This window comes from Mycobacterium marinum (genome assembly GCF_003391395.1).
In the GTDB taxonomy this organism is placed as follows: Bacteria; Actinomycetota; Actinomycetes; order Mycobacteriales; family Mycobacteriaceae; genus Mycobacterium; species Mycobacterium marinum.
This window is the reverse complement of record NZ_CP024190.1, coordinates 4143956-4162832: the sequence shown is the minus strand read 5'-3', so window position 1 is coordinate 4162832 and position 18877 is coordinate 4143956. Positions and strand designations below refer to the sequence as shown.

Genomic DNA, 18877 nt, shown 5'->3' with positions numbered 1-18877 from the left:
CGGGAGGGCCCAGTCCCTTGCGCGAGTTTCTTGCGCGAGCAGACGCAAAATCGCGCCGCGGTTCGCGGCTCCGTGCGATTTTGCGTCTGCTCGCGGGGAGCCGACTTAGAGTCGGCTCCAGGCCTCGGTAAGCACCCCGCGCAGGATCTGCTCCATCTTGTCGAACTCCTGCTGGCCACTGATCAGCGGCGGAGCCAGCTGCACCACTGGGTCCCCACGGTCGTCGGCGCGGCAGTAAAGCCCGGCTTCCAGCAGTGCCGAGGACAGGAAGCCGCGCAGCAGCCGCTCACTTTCCTCATCGCTGAAGGTCGCCTTGGTGTCCTTGTCCTTGACCAGCTCGATGCCGTAGAAGAATCCCTCGCCGCGGACATCGCCGACGATCGGCAGGTCGAGCAGCTTCTCCAGCGTGGTGCGGAACGCGGGCGCGTTCTGCTTGACGTGGTCGTTGAGGCCTTCCCGCTCGAAGATGTCCAGGTTGGCCAGCGCCACCGCGGAGGACACCGGGTGCCCACCGAACGTGTAGCCATGCGCAAACGTCGTCTTGCCGTCGTTGAACGGCTCGAACAGTCGGTCGCTGGCGACCATCGCGCCGATCGGCGAGTACCCGGAGGTCATGCCCTTGGCGCAGGTGATGATGTCGGGGACATAGCCAAAGTCGTTGCACGCGAACATCGATCCGATCCGACCGAAGGCGCAGATCACCTCGTCGGAGACCAGCAGCACGTCGTACTCGTCGCAGATTTCGCGGACCCGTTCGAAGTACCCGGGCGGCGGCGGGAAGCAACCGCCCGCGTTCTGCACCGGCTCGAGGAAGACGGCCGCGACCGTGTCGGGCCCCTCGAACTCAATCGCCTCGGCGATTCGGTTGGCCGCCCACAGGCCGAACTCCTTCGAGTCGTCTGCATACGGTGCGGGGGCGCGGTAGAAGTTGGTGTTCGGAATCCGCACGCCGCCGGGGGTGAGCGGCTCGAACGGCGCCTTGAACGCCGGCAATCCGGTGATGGCCAGCGCGCCATGCGGCGTGCCGTGGTACGCGGTGGATCGCGAAATGGCCTTGTACTTACCGGGTTTGCCGGTTTCCTTGAAGTACTGCTTGGCCAGTTTCCACGCGGACTCGACGGCCTCGCCGCCGCCGGTGGTGAAAAACACCCGGTTGAGATCGCCGGGCGCATAGTGCGCGACGCGCTCGGCGAGCTCTATCGCGGTCGGGGTGGCGTAGGACCACAGCGGGAAGAAGGCCAGCGTTTCGGCTTGCTTGGCGGCGGCCTCCGCGAGTTCGGTGCGGCCGTGGCCGGCCTGCACGACGAACAGCCCCGACAGTCCATCGAGGTAGCTGTTGCCGCGGTCGTCCCAGATTGTGACGCCCTCACCGCGGGTGATGATGGGGGGCGTGATCCCGGCGCCGTGACGGGCGAAATGCCCCCACAGGTGGCGGTTGGCCTTGGCGGACAGTTCAGTCATTTGACTCCCCAATTGTATTGCTGTTTAACGAGTTTCAGGTAAACAAGTGTCTCGGTCGAGAGAACTCCGGGCAGCGCTCTGATTTCCAGATTCAGCAGATCGAGCAGATCGCCGTCGTCTTTGCAGACCAGTTCGGCGATCACATCGAATGTTCCCGCGGTCAGTACGACATAGTCGATCGCGGGAATAGCTGCCAACTGCTGCGCGAGTTTGGTGGTGTCGCCGGTGGCGCGGATACCGATCAGCGCCTGGCGGGCGAATCCGAGTTGGATCGGGTCGGTGACGGCCACGATCTGCATTACTTCGGTCTCGATCAATCGCTGCACGCGCTGGCGGACCGCGGCCTCCGAGAGCCCGACCGTCTTGGCGATCGCCGAGTAGGAACGCCGACCGTCTTCCTGCAGCTCCTTGATGATCGCCTTGGAGAGGTCATCGAGCTGCGTGGCCGCCCCCAGGCCAGTCGGGCGCAGCTGTTCCGGTTGATTGCCAACCGGTGCGCCAGAACTAGTCATGGCAGACAGTATGCACGAAATTAGTGGAATATGTATAGCTCAACCACTGAAATCGGTGCGAAATCCGATACAAATTGCGGAATGCGTAGCGGAACCGCACGTGGTCCGATATCTTATCGCCATGACAACGACTGTGTCGGTGGCCGGAAGTTGGATTAACGGTGCAGCTCACAGCACGGGCGGGCGCCAACATGCGGTAATCAACCCCGCGAATCAGGAAACCATCGCCGAGCTGGCCCTGGCCACACCGGCCGACGTCGACCGCGCTGTCGTAGCGGCGCGACGTGCCCTGCCCCAATGGGCCGGCGTGACGCCGGCCGAACGCTCCGCCGTGCTGGCCAAGCTTGCGGACTTACTCGAGCAGCGCGCACCCGAACTGATCGCCGAAGAGGTGTGCCAGACCGGCAAGCCACTACGGCTGGCCGAGGAATTTGACGTGCCCGGCAGCGTCGACAACATCCGGTTCTTCGCCGGCGCCGCACGGCGTTTGCCGGGTCAGGCCACCGCCGAATACTCCGCCGATCACACCTCGAGCATCCGCCGTGAGGCGATCGGCGTGGTAGCCACCATCACGCCGTGGAATTACCCGCTGCAGATGGCGGTGTGGAAGGTAATGCCGGCGTTGGCGGCCGGGTGCACCGTCGTCATCAAGCCGAGCGAACTCACCCCGCTCACCACGCTGACCCTGGCGCGGCTGGCCGCCGAGGCCGGTCTGCCCGATGGCGTGCTGAACGTCGTGACGGGGCTGGGCGTCGACGTGGGGGCGGCACTGGCCGCTCACCCCGGCGTCGACCTGGTCACCTTCACCGGGTCCACCGCGGTGGGGCGCAAGGTGATGGCCGCCGCGGCCACGCACGGCCGCCGCACCCAGCTCGAGCTCGGAGGCAAGGCCCCGTTTGTCGTGTTCGACGACGCTGACCTGGATGCCGCGATACAAGGAGCGGTGGCCGGCGCGCTGATCAACTCGGGGCAGGACTGCACAGCGGCGACCCGTGCCATCGTCGCGCGCGAGCTGTACCACGACTTCGTGGCCGGGGTGGCCGACGTGATGTCGACGGTCGTGATCGGCGACCCCATGGACCCCGACACCGACATCGGGCCGCTCATCTCGCTCGCCCATCGTGACCGGGTGGCCGACATCGTGGCCAAGGCTCCGGCGCAGGGAGCCCGCATCGTGGTGGGTGGCCGGATTCCGGATTTGGCCGGTGCCTTTTATCTGCCGACGCTGCTGGCCGACGTCGGCGAACAGTCACAGGCCTACCGCGAAGAGATCTTCGGCCCGGTACTCACGGTGCGTGCGCACGACGGCGACGACGACGCGCTGCGACAGGCAAACGACACCGACTACGGGTTGGCCGCATCGGCATGGACCCGCGATGTCTACCGGGCGCAACGGGCCTCGCGAGAGATCTCGGCGGGCTGCGTATGGATCAATGATCACATTCCGATCGTCAGCGAGATGCCGCACGGCGGCGTGGCGGCGTCCGGGTTCGGAAAAGACATGTCCGAGTACTCGTTCGAGGAGTACCTCACCATCAAGCACGTCATGAGCGACATCACTGGTGTCGCCGAAAAGCCTTGGCATCGAACAATCTTTTCCACGCGAATCTAGTTCTTGCGATCGCCCGACGGTTTACTGGACCGGGGCGATCCGACCAGCCCGATTCAGCTTGACACGGAGAGTGGGGATTGATGAATCGTGCCCGCCGCGGGTGGGCAAGCGCGGATGTGATGCCGCAGAACCGATCTAAGCAATGCATCCCACGTGCCCGGTGAACGCCGAGCATGCCGAATCTGCCCGATACCGCGGGCTGGTCAGAAAGGTCTGGATACAGCGTGGCTAATGTCGAAGCGCCAGTTACATACTCAGTGGCGGTGGTTTCACAGTGACGACGACACCGATGCGCATCTTGTTGGTCGGCGCTGGCGGCGTGGGCTCGGCATTCTGCGCGATTGCCGCGCGCCGCAGCTTCTTCGAACATGTGGTGGTCTGTGACTACGACGAGGCGCGGGCCAGCCGTGCCGCGCAGGCGGTGGCCGATGCGCGGTTCTGCTCAGCCGCTCTTGATGCCGGATCTGCGGACGCGGTAGCCGCCGCGGTGCGCCGTCATCAGATCACCCACGTAGTCAATGCGGTCGACCCGCGATTCGTGATGCCGATCTTCGAAGGGGCGCTGGCCGCCGGGGCCGACTACCTGGACATGGCGATGAGCCTGTCTCAGCGCCATCCCGAACAGCCCTACCAACTGACCGGGGTCAAGCTCGGTGACGAGCAGTTCGCCGCCGACGACCAATGGCGGGCCGCGGATCGGCTCGCGCTGGTGGGAATGGGAGTCGAGCCGGGGCTTTCCGATGTGTTTGCCCGCTACGCCGCCGATCACCTGTTCACCGACATCGACGAACTGGGGACTCGCGACGGCGCGAACCTGACCGTGGACGGGTATGACTTTGCGCCGTCGTTCTCGATCTGGACCACCATCGAAGAGTGCCTGAACCCGCCGGTGATCTGGGAGCACGATCGTGGCTGGTTCGTTACCGAACCCTTCAGCGAACCAGAGGTTTTCGACTTCCCAGACGGGATCGGACCGGTGGAATGCGTCAACGTGGAGCACGAGGAAGTGCTGCTGATGCCCCGCTGGGTCAAAGCCAAGCGCGCCACCTTCAAATACGGTCTGGGTACCGAGTTCATCGAAGTGCTCAAGACGCTGCGCAAGCTGGGTCTGGATCGCACCGAGAAGATCACCGTCGGTGGCGTGCAAGTCAGCCCGCGCGATGTGGTCGCCGCCTGCCTGCCCGATCCCGCCACGCTGGGGCCGAAGATGCACGGCAAGACATGCGCGGGGTTGTGGGTGACCGGAACCGGCAAGGACGGCAACCCGCGCTCGACCTATCTGTATCACGTCGTCGACAACCAATGGTCGATGAACGAATACGGACACCAGTGTGTGGTCTGGCAAACCGCGATCAACCCCGTTGTGGCGCTGGAACTGTTGGCCAGTGGCACCTGGAGCGGCAGGGGAGTGCTGGGTCCGGAAGCGTTCGACGCGGTGCCCTTCCTCGAGCTGCTGAGTGCCTACGGGGCGCCGTGGGGCCTTCAGGAGGTACCTGCCAGGAGTTGATCGCCAAGCCGCGACCGCCGGCGACTCGCCGGTCGGCATGGTGACGCGCCCAGATCCGGTTTCGAGTTGCCACATCCTCGATAGTGGGGCACCTTGACGCTGACAAGAAGACCAGCCATCAACCGATCGAAGGAGATTGTGTGAGCCAGGGTGAGGCCACGAGCGTCGCGGTGGAAGGCAAGGGTCTCAAAGGTGGCGCCGTGGGGCTGCTATCCAGTGTTGTTATCGGTACGGCCTCCACGGCACCCGCCTACAGTCTGGCGGCGACGTTGGGACTCATCGTGGCAAGCCGCGGCGAGTTGCTTTGCGGCGTCAAGGCGCCGGCGATCGTGCTGCTCTCGTTCATCCCGATGTACATGATCGCCGTCGCCTACCAGGAGCTCAACAAGGCCGAACCCGATTGCGGGACGACCTTCACCTGGGCATCGCGGGCCTTCGGGCCGGTTACCGGGTGGCTCGGGGGCTGGGGCATCATCGCCGCCGACGTGATCGTGATGGCCAACTTGGCGCAAATCGCCGGTGCGTATTCCTTTACGTTCGTCGGCGAGCTTGGTTGGCAGTCGGCGAGCAACCTGGCGCACAGCACGTTGTGGTCCACGGTCGCGGGCGTCGCCTGGATCGTGGTGATGACCTACATCTGCTATCGAGGCACCGACGTCTCTGCGCGGATGCAGTACGTGTTGCTATCGGTGGAACTCGTTGTGCTGGTCGCTGTGGCGGCTGTCGCGCTGGCCAGGGTCTACACCAATCATGGCGATGTGGGCTCGTTGCGGCCCTCGTTGTCCTGGTTGTGGCCCAGCGGTTTGGACTTTGGCACCCAAATGGCGCCGGCGTTGCTCATCACCATCTTCATCTACTGGGGCTTTGACACCGCGGTGGCATGTAACGAGGAGACCGATGACCCCGGCCGCACCCCCGGGCGTGCGGCGGTGATCTCAACGTTTCTGCTGCTGGCCACCTATGCGGTGGTCACGGTGGCGAGCATCGCCTTCGCCGGTGTCGGCGTCGACGGCATCGGACTGGGAAATCCGGACAATTCCAACGATGTCTTCGCCGCGGTCGGGCCGGCCTTGTTCGGCGACGGCGTCCTCGGCAAGATCGGGCTGCTGTTGCTCTCGGCGTCGATCCTGACCTCCGCGTCGGCCTCGACGCAGACCACAATCCTGCCCACGGCGCGCACCACGCTGTCGATGGCGGTGTACAAGGCACTGCCCGCGTCGTTCGCCAAAATCCACCCTCGCTACCTCACGCCCACCGTGTCGACGATCGCGATGGGAGCGGTGTCGATCCTGTTCTATGTGCTGTTCACGCTGGTCAGCCGCAACCTGCTGAGCGCACTGATCGGTTCGGTTGGGTTGGTGATCGCGTTCTACTACGGGCTCACCGGATACGCCTGCGCGCACTACTACCGTGCGACGCTGACCAAGTCGCTGCGCAACTTCGTCATGCGCGGCGTCGTGCCGCTGACCGGCGGGGTGGTGTTGACGGTGGTCTTCATCTTCGGCCTGATCGAGTACGCGAAGCGGGATTGGCTCGTCGAGAACGGCCACAATGTCACGATCTTCGGGTTCGGCGCGGTGGCGGTGGTCGGTGTGGGGTCCATGCTGCTCGGCGTGGTGGTGATGTTGATCTGGTGGGCGATCTCGCCCGGCTTCTTCCGCGGCCGTACGCTGCGGCGCCACAGTGCCGATCTGCTCCTCGAGCCGGCCGTGTCCCCGCCCGCGCATCTGGCCCTGCCCGACTCGGGAGACATGCAGACGGTGATTGCGGCAGACCTGTCGAACTTGCCGGCGGGCGAAACCGCGGTCAATCCGCAGACCGGCCAGCACTTGACCAAGGACACCAGTGGGGCGTCTTAGGCGTCTTAGGTCTAATTCAACCGGTGTTGCCCGGTTGGGCACCTAGCGTCGAACCGAAGAAGTCGCGCAACGCATCCCAGTGGCGGCGGGCCGCATCGGCGTCGTAGCCGGGGTTGTCCGCAACGGCGAATCCGTGTTCAGCACCATAGGTTTCGATCGTGTGGTCCACTCCGGCCGCGGTCAGGGCCCTGCGCAGGGTTGCGGCCTGCTGCGGAGGGAACAGTTCATCGTTGTCTGCCGCGGCGACATACACTTTCGCGCGCATCCGGCTGGCCAGCAGGTGCGGACTGTTGGGATTGTCGGCAGCCAATTGACTTCCGTGGAATGACGCGACTGCCGCGACACGATCCGGACATCGTCCGGCGACGATCATCGAGATCCGTCCGCCCCTGCAGTATCCGCATACACCAAACCCGTTGTCGCGCACCTCTGCTCGCGTACTCAGGTAGTCGAAGTAGGCATCGGCATCACTGGCCATCATGTCGGGAATCAAACTGTCTCCCAATGCCATCATCCGTGCCCGCTCGCCTGGATCGGTGAATGCCGACGGCAACGAGAATGGGGCGTAGCCACGATGGCGGTAGTACATGTCGGGTAGCAACACCGCATAGCCGAAACCGGCCAGGGTCGCCGCCATCTCCTGAAAGGTCGGCCGGAATCCGCCGACATCGGGATACATGACGACGCCCGGCACCGGTTCGCAGGCATCAGGTAAGAACAGGCTCACCGGACAGCTGCCGTCCGGGGTAGACACGGTGTCTTGCACATGGTGCACAATGACGTTCTACACGCTCGCGCCACCCGGCGGGCGTCGGGAACGTCAATTTGCCGAGCCGCCGGCCCGCCGAACAACTCGGCGGCGAAGCCTCGCTGGGTCGCGAGGCGAGGCGATTTGTTGGTTGGCTCCGGGCCCGGGATTGCGCGGTCCTGCGGCGTTGCTACAGCTCAATTCATCGTGATGAGTTTCGGTGAGACCATTTGTCACATCGGCCACCTGTGACCAAATCTTGTCGAAGCCTTGACCATTCAGGTCGCGCGTACTTACGCACCGTCTGCCATGTCGCCCCTAACATCGTCGAAACAACAATGACAATTTGGTCATCTCAAAGGGTGATAAACGCGATGCGGGCAGTTGTTAGGTCTGTTCTAGTGGTGATCGGGATCGCTGCGGCAGTGGTCGCCGGGCCAGGTGACGTACGTCTGGCGGGGATCAACCGGTCGCAGGGCAATTTATCGATTGCATCACTTCGGCCCACGCGGGGCGAGGTGGTGGGTGTTGCGCACCCCGTGGTGGTGACGTTCAGCGGGCCGGTCGCCGACCGGCATGCGGCCGAGCGCGCCATCGCGGTGAAGTCGGCGCCCGCGATGACCGGTAGGTACCAGTGGCTCGACAACAACGTTGTGCAGTGGGTTCCCGATCAATTCTGGCCGGCGCACAGCACCGTGGCCCTCTCGGTGGGCGGCGTATCCTCGCAGTTCAAGACGGGTCCGGAGGTCCTCGGTATTGCCGACATCGCAAATCACACCTTCACCGTGACTATCGATGGGGTCGACGCGGAACCGCCGCCTCGGTTACCCGCCCCGCACCACCGTCCCCATTGGGGTGAAGATGGGGTGCTTCCCGCCTCGATGGGTAGATCGGAGTATCCGACGCCGGTCGGCACCTACACCGTCTTGTCGAAAGACCGTTCGGTGATCATGGATTCGAGCAGCGTCGGAATACCCGTGGATGCTCCTGACGGTTATCGGCTCACGGTGGACTACGCCGTTCGCATCACCGGCCGCGGCCTGTATGTGCATTCCGCTCCGTGGGCGACACAAGCAATGGGGGTGGAGAACATCAGCCATGGCTGCATCAGCCTGAGCCCCGCCGACGCCGAGTGGTACTTCAACACGGTCAATGTCGGCGACCCGGTGATTGTGAAGGAAGGGGTTCCCTCGCAAGTCAAGTCGGCCGATCCCATCCCCGCCCGCACCATCAAGTCGGCCGATCCCATCCCCACCCGCGCTGTTGAGGGGCCGCCGGGCCAGCCCGAAGAGCCGGCTCCGCCCGGCAACTGATCAGGGGTTACAGCAGGGCGCAACCGGTTGGGTGGCCGCGGCTAACGTCGCACCAGTGACCACCGTGGGTGCCGGTGGGGCAGGGGCCGGTGCCGGCGGGGGACCAGGTAGGACGACTGGGTCAGCCGTCAGCGCCGGGTCGACGGCGGTGGGCTCGCCTTTGCCCCCGGCCTGAAGCAGTAGTGGTGCGGCGGCCGGTCCCGGAGCGGTTACCGGCACCGGGGCGCCAACCGCCACTGGTACCGGCGCGCCCGCTGGCAGCGGTACCGGCGCGCCCGCGGGCACCGGTGCGGGTGCCGGCGCCGGGATTGGTACCGGTCCGGCGGCGGGCACCGGCAGCAATGGGCCGCCCGCGACGGGCACCGCCCCCGCTACCGGGGGCCCGGGCAGGATCGGCGCCATCACTGGCGCCGCACCCGCCGCGGGTGCTCCAACCCCCGCCATCTGTTCCACACAACTGGGGCCGCCCGTTCGCAACGGCGTCGCCGCCGCGCTGGGGCTGAACGCAAAGGCGGCCCCGCACAACCCGGCACTGGCAGCCACTGCGATGTTGATCCGATCAAACTTTCTCAACGACAACTCTTCTCATGATCGCGCTCAGAAGGTATCTCCGCGAACGAACGGTGCGGCGGAACTGTATCGCTGTCCGGAGATCTTTCCTAGACGAGCGGACGATTTAGTTGCCGAACCGATGCGCGGCGGGGACGTCGTAACCGTGTCTTCTCCAAAACGATTTGCTCCGGATGAGATTGGGTATCCATGAGCGCTGTCGGTCACAAGAGCATTTCGAACCAAACATGTTCGGTGACAGTCCTCTTGGCAACATCGGCACGCACTCTTGATGGCCGTGCACCGGCACGCAGCTGGTGCCTGCCGCTATGCTCGGGGCGCCGGCGAGTTCGCGAGCGGAGCCTCGGGGTGCGCGAATCCTGAGCTGTCTTCCCTGATCGGGCTAACATTTCGGCTGATAGCTGATAGTTTTTGTGAAGTCACGATCCGATGACCGTCGGGTTTTGGTAGTTGGAGTTGGAGTACGTTCATGCCGCACGTGACCACTTCGCCGAACCTGCTGGCCGCCACGGCCGGGGATTTGGCCGCGATCGCTTCGACGATGCGCCAAGCCAGTGCGGCTGCCGCGGCCCCGACGGCGGCCGTGCAGCCCGCGGGCGGCGACATCGTGTCGGCAGGAATTGCGTCGTTGTTCGGCGCGCACGCCTACAACTACCAAGTTCTCAGTGCCAAGGCAGCGGAGTTTCACGACCGGTTTGTCGAGATCCTGCAAACGAGTGCGCAAGCGTACGGCTCCACCGAGACCGCCAATGCCTCGCCGCTGGAGAAGGCGATCGGTGTGTTCACCGCGCCGGCAGAGGGGCAGGCCGGGGGACCAGGAACGGGAAACGGCGCCATCGGCGGCGGTCTACATGGCGGCGCCGGCGGATTTGGCGATGTCGGTCAATCCACCGCTAACGCCGCACCGGTCGGACCCGCCGGCGCTACGGCCGCGGCCGGAACCGGTGGCAGTCCCGCCCAGGCCACGGTGCACTCCGGACCTGCGGCCGGCAACGGAGATGCTGCGTCGGTGGGCACCGGAGCACAACACGGCGGTGCCGGAGGTGGTGGCGGGGACGGCATGGCTACCTCGCACGTCAGCGACGGCGGCGCGGCCAGGACCGGCGGGGCGGCTAACTCGGCCGGTGGTACCGACGCGGCCGCCAGCTCGAGCGGAGCCGGCGGCGGTGGTTCCGCGGGCCAAGGTGTTGCCAGCACCGGTGGTGACCACGGCGCCGGTGCGACCAGCTCGTCCAGCGGCCACGGTCCTGGTCATGGCATCGGGGTCGGCTCCGGCCTTGGCAGATCATCGGATGGATATGGCACGGCCGCCTTGGCAGGCGGGCCGTTGGGGGCCGTGGGTAGCGGTACCCCTGGTGCGGTCGCCGGTGTGAGCGAACTGTCGGCGCCGACGGCAACATCGGCGCTGCCGACAGCGGCCTCCGCGACGGCCGAACCTTCCTTGGCGATGTCGACCAAGGCTCAACTGGTGCATGCAGCCAACCCGCTGCAGCCGGTCAACCCGGCTCACTCGGACAATTCGGCAAACCAAGGCGGTCCGGCGCGGCGGACCGGGGTTGAGCGCGACGCGCCGACCTTGTTCCTTCCGCTCACGAGCCTTCGTGGATTGCGCCGGCATTCAAAGAAGCGCTCGGGGCTTCGGGCCCAGAGCGGACGGTTGCGCGACTCCGGTGACGTGGTGAGCAGCCCGCGGTGGGAGCCTGACGACCTGTTACGCGCTCTGGGTCTGCGCCCGCCTGGACATCAGTAGGTCTGGCGCATCTAGCTGCGTAGTGCCGCGGGTGATTGCTGTGCACCGGCGTCGGTCGGGCGCGGCAGGGTTGGTGCCGGGCGGTTGTCCATCAGGGGATCAAGAGCTCGATGGCATCGCTCAAATACTGACGTGGCGTCTGGTCGCGTGGGATGGCGGACGGCCCTCGAATGAGCAACCGGGTGCACAGCAGCGGCCCCGGTGGTAGCGCAGAGCGCCGGGCGTGGGGGCCCTGAATCACCAGTGTCCGCGGAAGCGGCCGACCCCCACGCCCGACGGGCTCATCACAGGATGTAGAGCATCTCCTGGTAGGTAGGAAGCGGCCACAAGTCATCGGCGACAACGCTTTCCAGAGCGTCAGCGGCGCAGCGCACCGCGTCCATCGCGGGCAGCAGCGCCTCCTGGGCATGCTTGGCCTCGCTGAGCGCCGAATCCGCCGAGTGCTCGGACAACGCTATCTTCAGTTTCGCCAGTGCTGCGGACAGGTCCGACAGCGGAGCCGAAATCGCTTCCAGCGCGGCCATGCTCGGTTCAACGCCAGCGGCCTTTAGGGCGGCGACGTTCTGGGCGAGTTCGGTCTGGTAGCGCATCGCCGCCGGCAGGATAACCGTCGTCCCCATCTCCAACGTCAGCCTCGCCTCGACCGCGATGGTCAGCGCGTACTGCTCCAAACGGACCTCGTAGCGGCTGTGCAGCTCGCGTTCATTGAAGACGTCGTACTTGTGGAAAAGGTCGATCGACTCCGGCTTGATCAACTCGGGAATGGCGTCCAGCGTGGTCTTGAGGTTCGGCAAGCCTCGTTCGGCCGCCTCGATCTGCCAGTTCTCCGAATAGCCGTCACCGTTGAACACCACCGCGCCGTGATCGGTGATGATCTCGGTGAGCAGCTTCTGCACCGCAGCGTCGAAGTCCTCCCCGTCCTCGACGGCCTTCTCCAAGACCGTGGCCATGTAGTCGAACGAGTCGGCCATGATCGTGTTGAGGATGGTCATCGGTACCGCAACCGTCTGGCCCGAGCCGGGTGCGCGGAATTCGAATCGGTTGCCGGTGAACGCAAATGGGCTGGTGCGGTTGCGGTCGCCGGGATCGGTGGGTAGTGGCGGCAGGGTGTCGACACCAATAATCATGGTGCCCTTACCTTTTGACGAGGTGGCCGCGCCTTTGGCGATCTGCTCGAACACATCGGCAAGCTGCTCACCAAGGAAGATCGAAATGATCGCCGGTGGCGCCTCGTTGGCACCCAACCGATGGTCGTTGGTGGCCGATGCAACTGAGACCCGAAGCAGACCAGCATATTTGTGCACGGCACGGATCACTGCGGCGCAGAACACCAGGAACTGCGCATTTTCGTGCGGCGTATCGCCGGGAACCAGCAGTGAGCCGAGCTCGGCATTGCCGACCGAGAAGTTGACGTGTTTGCCCGAACCGTTGACACCCGCGAACGGCTTCTCGTGGAACAGGCATTCCATGCCGTGCTTTTTGGCCAACGTCTTGAAGACCGTCATCAGCAGCTGCTGGTGGTCAGAAGCGATGTTGGCCCGTTCGAACATCGGCGCCACCTCGAACTGGCCCGGGGCGACCTCGTTGTGGCGGGTCTTGGCGGGAATGCCCAGTTTGAACAGCTCCCGTTCGGTGTCCATCATGAAGCCCAGTACCCGCTCGGGGACTGCGCCGAAGTAATGGTCGTCGAACTCCTGGCCCTTGGGCGGCTTGGCGCCGAAGACGGTGCGACCGGCGTTGACCAGGTCGGGCCGCGCCACGAAGAAGTGCCTGTCGACCAGGAAGTACTCCTGTTCTGGACCGCAGAACGAGACGACCTTGTTGAGTTCCTTGTGGCCGAACAGTTTCAGAATGCGCTCGGCATGGATGCCCATGGCCTGCTGGCTGCGCAGCAGCGGCGTCTTGTAGTCCAGGGCATCCCCGGTCATCGAGACGAAAATCGTGGGAATGCACAGGGTGTTGCCGTTCGGGTTTTCCAGAACATAGGCCGGGCTGGTGACGTCCCAGCCGGTGTAGCCGCGCGCTTCGAACGTGCTGCGCAACCCGCCGGACGGGAAACTCGACGCGTCGGGCTCACCCTGGATCAGCGTCTTGCCCGCGAACTCGGCCATCGTCTGTCCGTCGGCGGTGGGTTCCAAGAAGCTGTCGTGCTTTTCGGCGGTCAACCCCGTCATCGGGTAGAAGACGTGAGCGTAGTGGGTGGCGCCCTTCTCCAGCGCCCAGTCCTTCATCGCGACCGCGACCGCGTCGGCGACCGCAGGGTCGAGCCTGGCGCCTTTGTCGATGGTGGCGAGGACCGACTTGAACACCGCTTTTGGCAGCCGTGCCTGCATCTCCGCTTTGGTGAAGACGTTGGAGCCGAAGATCTCGCCCGGGGCCTCGCCCGCGACGAAACTGACGGCTGGGGGGACATATGCCTCGACGTTATTGATCGCCTGCAGGCGAACTGCGTTTCCGCTCAACTGAGCTCCTACCAGTAAGGGGGTCCGCGACGTCCTGCACCGCGGAAGGCGGACCGCCTCACCATAGGAAGCATCGATGCCAAACTTGTTACGCCGGTGTCAACGATGTGTCCGCAACGGTTGCGAACGTGAGACACCGACCGGGGCGTGCTGGCCCGGAGCCCAAGAACCCCGGGCCCGCCCGGGTGCCGGATGGCATGGCGCGGGTAAACCGGATGAACAGCGAAGCCGGTAGCGCCGATTGCGGCGGGCCGGCACCGAACACGGGAATCTACTCGACGATTCCGCCGCCTCGACCGGCCCACCGCACCAGAACTGTCTCCCGGCGCTACTTGTCGACCAGGCCCGCGTTGCCGATGACGACGGCGAGCACGCCCGATCAACGATGCGCGCGGGACCTAGATTTCGCCAGTGAGGTAGCGCTGCAGGTTCGGTGCGATGGCCCGCGCGATGTCCTCAGCCGGCATCGAGGCGAACGGCTCGATCTGCAAGATGTAGCGAGCCATGACGACGCCCAGCAATTGCGACGCGACTAGCTGGGCACGGATCATGCCCGTTCCCGTTGGATTGTCGACCAGCGACGCCATCTCGGCGGTGACGACTTCTTGCAGGAAGGAGCGTGCCAAGTCCACATCACCGCCGCCGAACAGGGAGCGCAGCGAGGCGATCAACCCCGTGCCGAGTTCGGAATCCCACATCGGCAGCAGCATGGACGGCAGCGCGAATCCGAGTTCAGCGGTTGGGGTGTTCTGCATGCGTTTCAGCACGAGCTTTGGGTCGATGGGAAGGTGGATCGCGGCGGCGAACAGCTGCTGCTTGGTGCCGAAGTAGTGATGCACGAGCGCCGCATCGACATCCGCCGCCGCCGCCACCGCCCGTATCGATGTTCGGTCGATACCGTTGCTCGCAAACAGTTCGCGAGCACTGGCGAGAATGCGCTGCCGAGTGTCGGAGCTGTTGCCACGGGGGCGACCGGGCCGGCGGCGCCGCTCGTTGGCGGGCGCGTTACCACCCCTGGTGTTGTCGACGTTGCGTGGCTTGTTGTGGGCCGATACATCTCGCACGCCAAGCAGTTCCCCAGAACTACGAAGCCTTCTGGCTTGGGCCGGGTGCGTGGTTGTCGGCTGCATGCTCGCCGTCGTGGTGCTGTGAAGGACGGTACGTGCGCCTCGGAACGGGGCTTTGTCTATCACGGCTTCTTCCTTTCTGGGAAGCGCTTTTTGACCGCGTCACTTGCACGGGCAAACGCCATCGTTTGTTGCGGGCAAATTTGTCGCGGCGGTAGTAGCGGTTGTGTTGTGGTGTGCACGTCGGCATGCGTCATTGCGCTGACGTGTTTCCGCTGTCCGGCGGCTGGCGTGAGTGAATGAAACTCGAGTTGCCGCGACGCGGATGGGAGCGAGCCGTAGCGGGGCAGGTTGACGTCGCCGACCTGGCACCTGTGGATCCGGCTGCCTGGAACCGTGTTGGGTTCGCATGTCAGCACTATCGGGTTCCGACCTTTACAAATCCTTACCGTCGCCCGGTCGGTCGGCGTTGATCGCCGATGATCACCGGGGCAACCCGCGTCAAGCGGTGCAATTTCTCGCGTGCGGTGTTTGAGCAGTCGGGCATTTCCCCAGGCTGTGGGATTTCCAACCAGCCGCCGGTGATCTTGGGCGTCACTGTTGAACCGCGGGGCGCAACGCCGCTGGGGTTACGGCGGGCAGCTTATCCGGGTGAGCCGTCTAGGGGACAGACCACGTAGGCCCGCAAAAGGTAGTTCTCATCATTCGCCCACGGCGACCATGACGGCCTGTTGAAAGCTCAGCGCGCTGCCTTGGTTCCACGCCGCCTGATATTCCGCGTCGTCGAGCCCGGCGCGGGAGCGCTGTTCACACTCGTCGTGAAGTCCGGAAAATAGTGCCATCAGCGGAAATCCAGTAGCCGGGCTCAGCACGTTGGCCGCCGCCATCAACACGACGGCACGCCGGAAGTCCTCATTGGATCCGGCGCACCACGCCAGTGCCTCAAAATACTGCGCGGCCATCCACCGATCATTGAGTGCTCGACAAATTTGGATACCCTGCTGGAGCTGTTGCTCGGCGCGTTCGAACTCGCCTCGGCGCCATGAACTAATTCCGGTGCATACCAACACATATGATCGTTGCAGCGATTCGCCGTGGGATTCGGACACGGCAAGGGCCTTCTCGAACCAGTCTGACGCCTTCTCAACATCGCCCCAAAAGAGAGAGTCCCAACCCATGAGCAACATCGCGCAGCCCTTGGATTGCAGGTCGTCGGTTGCCGACGCAGCACGTCGGAGGCAGTCTCGCGCGCGTTCGAAATCACCGTTGATCATCGCCATATGGCCGTCGGTGCATTCGAGCACGGCAATTACTCGTCGATCGGCCAGCGATTCGTAAAGTTGGCGTGCCTGCGCGACTAGCTCCGTCGCTCTCGGCAAATTGCCGCGAAAATTTGCGAACTCCGAAATGTGAGCCAACGCTCGGATGCGTTCGGGGCTGGGTAGGGGCGGTAACGCAGTCAGCGCGAGATCCAGCCAGCGGTACCCTTCGCTGAACATTCCGCGCGGAATCCAGATCTCGCGCAAATTGGCGGCCAATTCCAGCGCGGTGGCAGGTTCATGGGTGATGCAGAATTGCAGTGCTTCGCGCAGGTTAGGTGTTTCGGCGGTGAGACGACTCAACCATTCGATTTGTTGAGGTCCAAACCAATCGCTGTACGCTTGCGCCGCCAGACGGTGGTAGTAGTCGGCGTGGCGGTGGCGCAGTTGGTGGTGTTCGGCAGCGCTGAGGTGGGTGCGGCCGTAGTCGCGCAGGGTGTCGAGCAATCGGAACCGAACTTGGCCATCGTGCTCGGTGCGGATCAGGATGGACTTGTCGACAAGCGTGCACATCACATCCAGACACTGCTCGTCGAGCAAACTGCCGGCGCTCACATGCCGGGCGGCGGGCAGATCGAAACTGCCGGCGAAGACCGACAGTATTGCCCACAGGTGTTGTTCGGTGGGGGTACACAGGTCATGGCTCCACGCCACACAGCTGACGAGGTTTTGTTGCCGGGTGGGCGCACCGCGGTGGCCACGGCTGAGTAGGTGGTAGCGGTCCGCCAGGCCGTCGGCGATCTGCTCGATCGACAATGCCCGTAGCCGGGCGGCCGCCAGCTCAATGGCCAGCGGCAAGCCGTCCAGGCGCGCGCAGACGCGGGCCACCGCCGCCGCATTGGCGTGGGTCAGGCGGAACTCGGGGACCCCGGCCCGGGCGCGAGCAACGAACAACTCCACCGCGTCATAGCGGGCCAGACTGCCCAGCGTGGAGTCGGCATCGGTTTCGGGCACCGCGAGCGGCATCAACGGTAGGACAGATTCCCCATCGATATCGAGGACTTCACGGCTGGTGGCCAGAATGTGTAGCTGCGGGCAGTGGTGCAGCAAGTTGTCGACCTGTTTGGCCACCGCGTCGATGATCTGTTCACAGTTGTCGATCACCAGCAGAGTCATGCCGTGGCCAAGAAATTCGACAAGCACGTCGGTTGGCGGCGCGCCCGTTTGGTCGCAGACCCCCAGGGCGGCGATGGCGACCTCAGCTAGCATGTCGCCGTCGCGTAGCTCGGAGAGCTCGACCAGCCACACCTGATCGGAGAACTCGGCGCGCAACTGGCCGGCCGCGGCGATCGCGAGCGTGGTCTTTCCGACTCCACCCATGCCCGTCACCGTCACCAGCCGCGAGCTGTACAACGACTTTCGCAACTGCGCCAGCTCGTCGCGGCGTCCCACCAGCCCGGCCGGCAGAACCGGCACCCGGCCCGGTCCGTAGCGCTCTGCCCCGGAACGCGCCCCCGTCGGTATCCGACGGGCCGACCGAATTCCCTCCTCACCGTTGGCTTCCGGCAGCGCCATCGCATCAACAGCCAGCCCAAGATCGGCTTGGGCCTGCTGGATCATTTCACCCAGCTTGAGCGCCGAAGGGCGATCCCCGGGCTCGCGGGCCATCGCCGCATTGACCAGGTCCGCCACCTGGGTGGGAATATTGTTGTCACGCAAATCCGGGATCGACTCATTGGCGATCCGCAGGAATTGCGCCACCACCTGCTCACCATTGCGCCGTTCGAATGCCGCATGGCCCGTCAATCCGGCAAACAGGCTGGCTCCGAGCGCATACACATCCGACGCGGCATTAGGCGATTCACCAGCCAACAACTCGGGAGCGGTATAGGCGGGTGACCCGACGAACATCCCGGGCCCGGTCTCAAATCCCGCCTCCATCCGCGCGATGCCGAAGTCGCATAGCGCGGGCTCGCCGTAATCGGTGAGCAACACGTTGGCGGGCTTGACGTCGCGGTGCACCACGCCCACCCGATGCGCCGACTCCAAGGCCGCCGCTATCTTCACCCCGATCCGCAGCATCTCCTCGACCGCCAACACCCCATAGCGCTCGATCCGTTGCTGCACAGACCCGCGCCCACAAAACGGCATCACCAAGAACGGCAGACCGCCGGCGGTTTGCCCCACCTGCAGCACCGGCACAATATTGGGATGCGCGGTCAGTCGGGCCATGGCCTGCTCCTCCCGCAGAAACCGCGGCCCCCACTCGTCCACATCGGCGGTCAACGTCTTGACCGCCACCACCCGGCCCAACTCGGCCTGCACGCAGCGATACACCACCCCATACCCGCCCCGGCCTACCTCATACGCGTCGACAAACCCCAGGTCGGCCAATTCCGGCACCGCATTTGTGATGGTGATCCCGGAAAACTCGCCCACCTCACCGGTCGAACTCGTGGAATTGCGGTGTGGCCCTTGCAGACGATGCTGCACCCCATAGGACTCGTTCTCGGTCACGGCTGGGTCAGATGGGTGCCCACCGGCATCGGTACCCGTCATCGGACCTCCTGCGCCAACACTAGTCCCAGCAACCAGCGCACTTGACTTTCGCACTCGTGCGCCGGCTGTATCAATTACCCAACCGTAACGACTTGTTTTGTAGGAGCTTGTTGTGTGTCCGCTCTGGCCTCGGCGAGTACGCCGAGTGCACTTCACGGACCCACTCGTTGGGCACCATCGTCCCCCGAAATCATCCGG

General features: G+C 64.6%; 11 protein-coding genes and 1 pseudogene. 5 read left to right on the top strand and 7 right to left on the bottom strand.

The window, feature by feature from the left end:
- Nucleotides 1–105 precede the first annotated feature (105 nt).
- Both CCUG20998_RS17235 and CCUG20998_RS17230 read right to left on the bottom strand, forming a co-directional pair.
- Nucleotides 106–1461 (bottom strand): aspartate aminotransferase family protein, encoded by a 1356-nt coding sequence (locus CCUG20998_RS17235; RefSeq protein ID WP_020730419.1) that lies wholly within the window; start codon nucleotides 1459–1461, stop codon nucleotides 106–108.
- Complete coding sequence (locus tag CCUG20998_RS17230; protein WP_012395185.1) at nucleotides 1458–1973, bottom strand: Lrp/AsnC family transcriptional regulator; 516 nt, start codon at nucleotides 1971–1973, stop codon at nucleotides 1458–1460. Before CCUG20998_RS17230 ends, CCUG20998_RS17235 begins: the two co-directional genes overlap by 4 nt.
- 121 nt (nucleotides 1974–2094) lie before the next feature.
- Between CCUG20998_RS17230 and CCUG20998_RS17225 the strand changes: the two genes are divergently transcribed.
- The 3 genes from CCUG20998_RS17225 to CCUG20998_RS17215 all read left to right on the top strand — a co-directional run bounded on the left by CCUG20998_RS17225 (nucleotide 2095) and on the right by CCUG20998_RS17215 (nucleotide 6951).
- Entirely contained in the window at nucleotides 2095–3585 is a 1491-nt protein-coding gene (locus CCUG20998_RS17225; RefSeq protein WP_036456306.1) for a gamma-aminobutyraldehyde dehydrogenase, read from the top strand.
- A gap of 289 nt (nucleotides 3586–3874) precedes the next feature.
- On the top strand, nucleotides 3875–5092 hold the full coding sequence (locus CCUG20998_RS17220; protein ID WP_012395183.1) for a saccharopine dehydrogenase family protein: 1218 nt from the start codon (nucleotides 3875–3877) through the stop codon (nucleotides 5090–5092).
- Between the two features lie 140 nt (nucleotides 5093–5232).
- Nucleotides 5233–6951, top strand: a complete 1719-nt coding sequence (locus tag CCUG20998_RS17215; protein ID WP_020730422.1) for an APC family permease — start codon at nucleotides 5233–5235, stop codon at nucleotides 6949–6951.
- Between the two features lie 16 nt (nucleotides 6952–6967).
- On the opposite strand, the gene CCUG20998_RS17210 is transcribed toward CCUG20998_RS17215, so the two are convergent.
- Nucleotides 6968–7726 (bottom strand): dienelactone hydrolase family protein, encoded by a 759-nt coding sequence (locus CCUG20998_RS17210; protein ID WP_103653918.1) that lies wholly within the window; start codon nucleotides 7724–7726, stop codon nucleotides 6968–6970.
- A gap of 347 nt (nucleotides 7727–8073) precedes the next feature.
- Here CCUG20998_RS17210 and CCUG20998_RS17205 point away from each other — a divergent pair.
- Nucleotides 8074–8880 (top strand): annotated as a pseudogene (locus CCUG20998_RS17205) (L,D-transpeptidase); the annotation flags it as partial.
- Nucleotides 8881–9012: 132 nt separating this feature from the next.
- Here CCUG20998_RS17205 and CCUG20998_RS17200 read toward each other — a convergent pair.
- The gene (locus CCUG20998_RS17200; protein WP_036456602.1) at nucleotides 9013–9585 is read right to left on the bottom strand and encodes a hypothetical protein; all 573 of its coding nucleotides are present in this window, start codon (nucleotides 9583–9585) and stop codon (nucleotides 9013–9015) included.
- A 466-nt stretch (nucleotides 9586–10051) separates the two neighbouring features.
- On the opposite strand from CCUG20998_RS17200, the gene CCUG20998_RS17195 reads away from it, so the two are divergent.
- The gene (locus tag CCUG20998_RS17195; protein WP_020730426.1) at nucleotides 10052–11332 is read left to right on the top strand and encodes a PE family protein; all 1281 of its coding nucleotides are present in this window, start codon (nucleotides 10052–10054) and stop codon (nucleotides 11330–11332) included.
- 284 nt (nucleotides 11333–11616) lie between these two features.
- On the opposite strand, the gene CCUG20998_RS17190 is transcribed toward CCUG20998_RS17195, so the two are convergent.
- The 3 genes from CCUG20998_RS17190 to CCUG20998_RS17175 all read right to left on the bottom strand — a co-directional run bounded on the left by CCUG20998_RS17190 (nucleotide 11617) and on the right by CCUG20998_RS17175 (nucleotide 18679).
- Nucleotides 11617–13794 carry a glutamine synthetase III family protein gene (locus tag CCUG20998_RS17190; RefSeq protein ID WP_020730427.1) on the bottom strand — a complete coding sequence of 726 codons (2178 nt, stop codon included), beginning with the start codon at nucleotides 13792–13794 and terminating at the stop codon, nucleotides 11617–11619.
- 398 nt (nucleotides 13795–14192) lie between these two features.
- Nucleotides 14193–14924, bottom strand: coding sequence for a TetR/AcrR family transcriptional regulator (locus CCUG20998_RS17185; protein ID WP_166436226.1), 732 nt, complete (start codon nucleotides 14922–14924; stop codon nucleotides 14193–14195).
- A 638-nt stretch (nucleotides 14925–15562) separates the two neighbouring features.
- Complete coding sequence (locus CCUG20998_RS17175) at nucleotides 15563–18679, bottom strand: protein kinase domain-containing protein (RefSeq protein ID WP_020730431.1); 3117 nt, start codon at nucleotides 18677–18679, stop codon at nucleotides 15563–15565.
- Nucleotides 18680–18877 lie beyond the last annotated feature (198 nt).

What these genes read in the sequence shown, in the direction of transcription:
- CCUG20998_RS17235 (WP_020730419.1), bottom strand. Translation starts at nt 1,461, where the DNA reads ATGACTGAACTGTCCGCCAAGGCCAACCGCCACCTGTGGGGGCATTTC.
- CCUG20998_RS17230 (WP_012395185.1), bottom strand. Translation starts at nt 1,973, where the DNA reads ATGACTAGTTCTGGCGCACCGGTTGGCAATCAACCGGAACAGCTGCGC.
- CCUG20998_RS17225 (WP_036456306.1), top strand. Translation starts at nt 2,095, where the DNA reads ATGACAACGACTGTGTCGGTGGCCGGAAGTTGGATTAACGGTGCAGCT.
- CCUG20998_RS17220 (WP_012395183.1), top strand. Translation starts at nt 3,875, where the DNA reads ATGCGCATCTTGTTGGTCGGCGCTGGCGGCGTGGGCTCGGCATTCTGC.
- CCUG20998_RS17195 (WP_020730426.1), top strand. Translation starts at nt 10,052, where the DNA reads ATGCCGCACGTGACCACTTCGCCGAACCTGCTGGCCGCCACGGCCGGG.
- CCUG20998_RS17185 (WP_166436226.1), bottom strand. Translation starts at nt 14,924, where the DNA reads ATGCAGCCGACAACCACGCACCCGGCCCAAGCCAGAAGGCTTCGTAGT.
- CCUG20998_RS17175 (WP_020730431.1), bottom strand. Translation starts at nt 18,679, where the DNA reads ATGACGGGTACCGATGCCGGTGGGCACCCATCTGACCCAGCCGTGACC.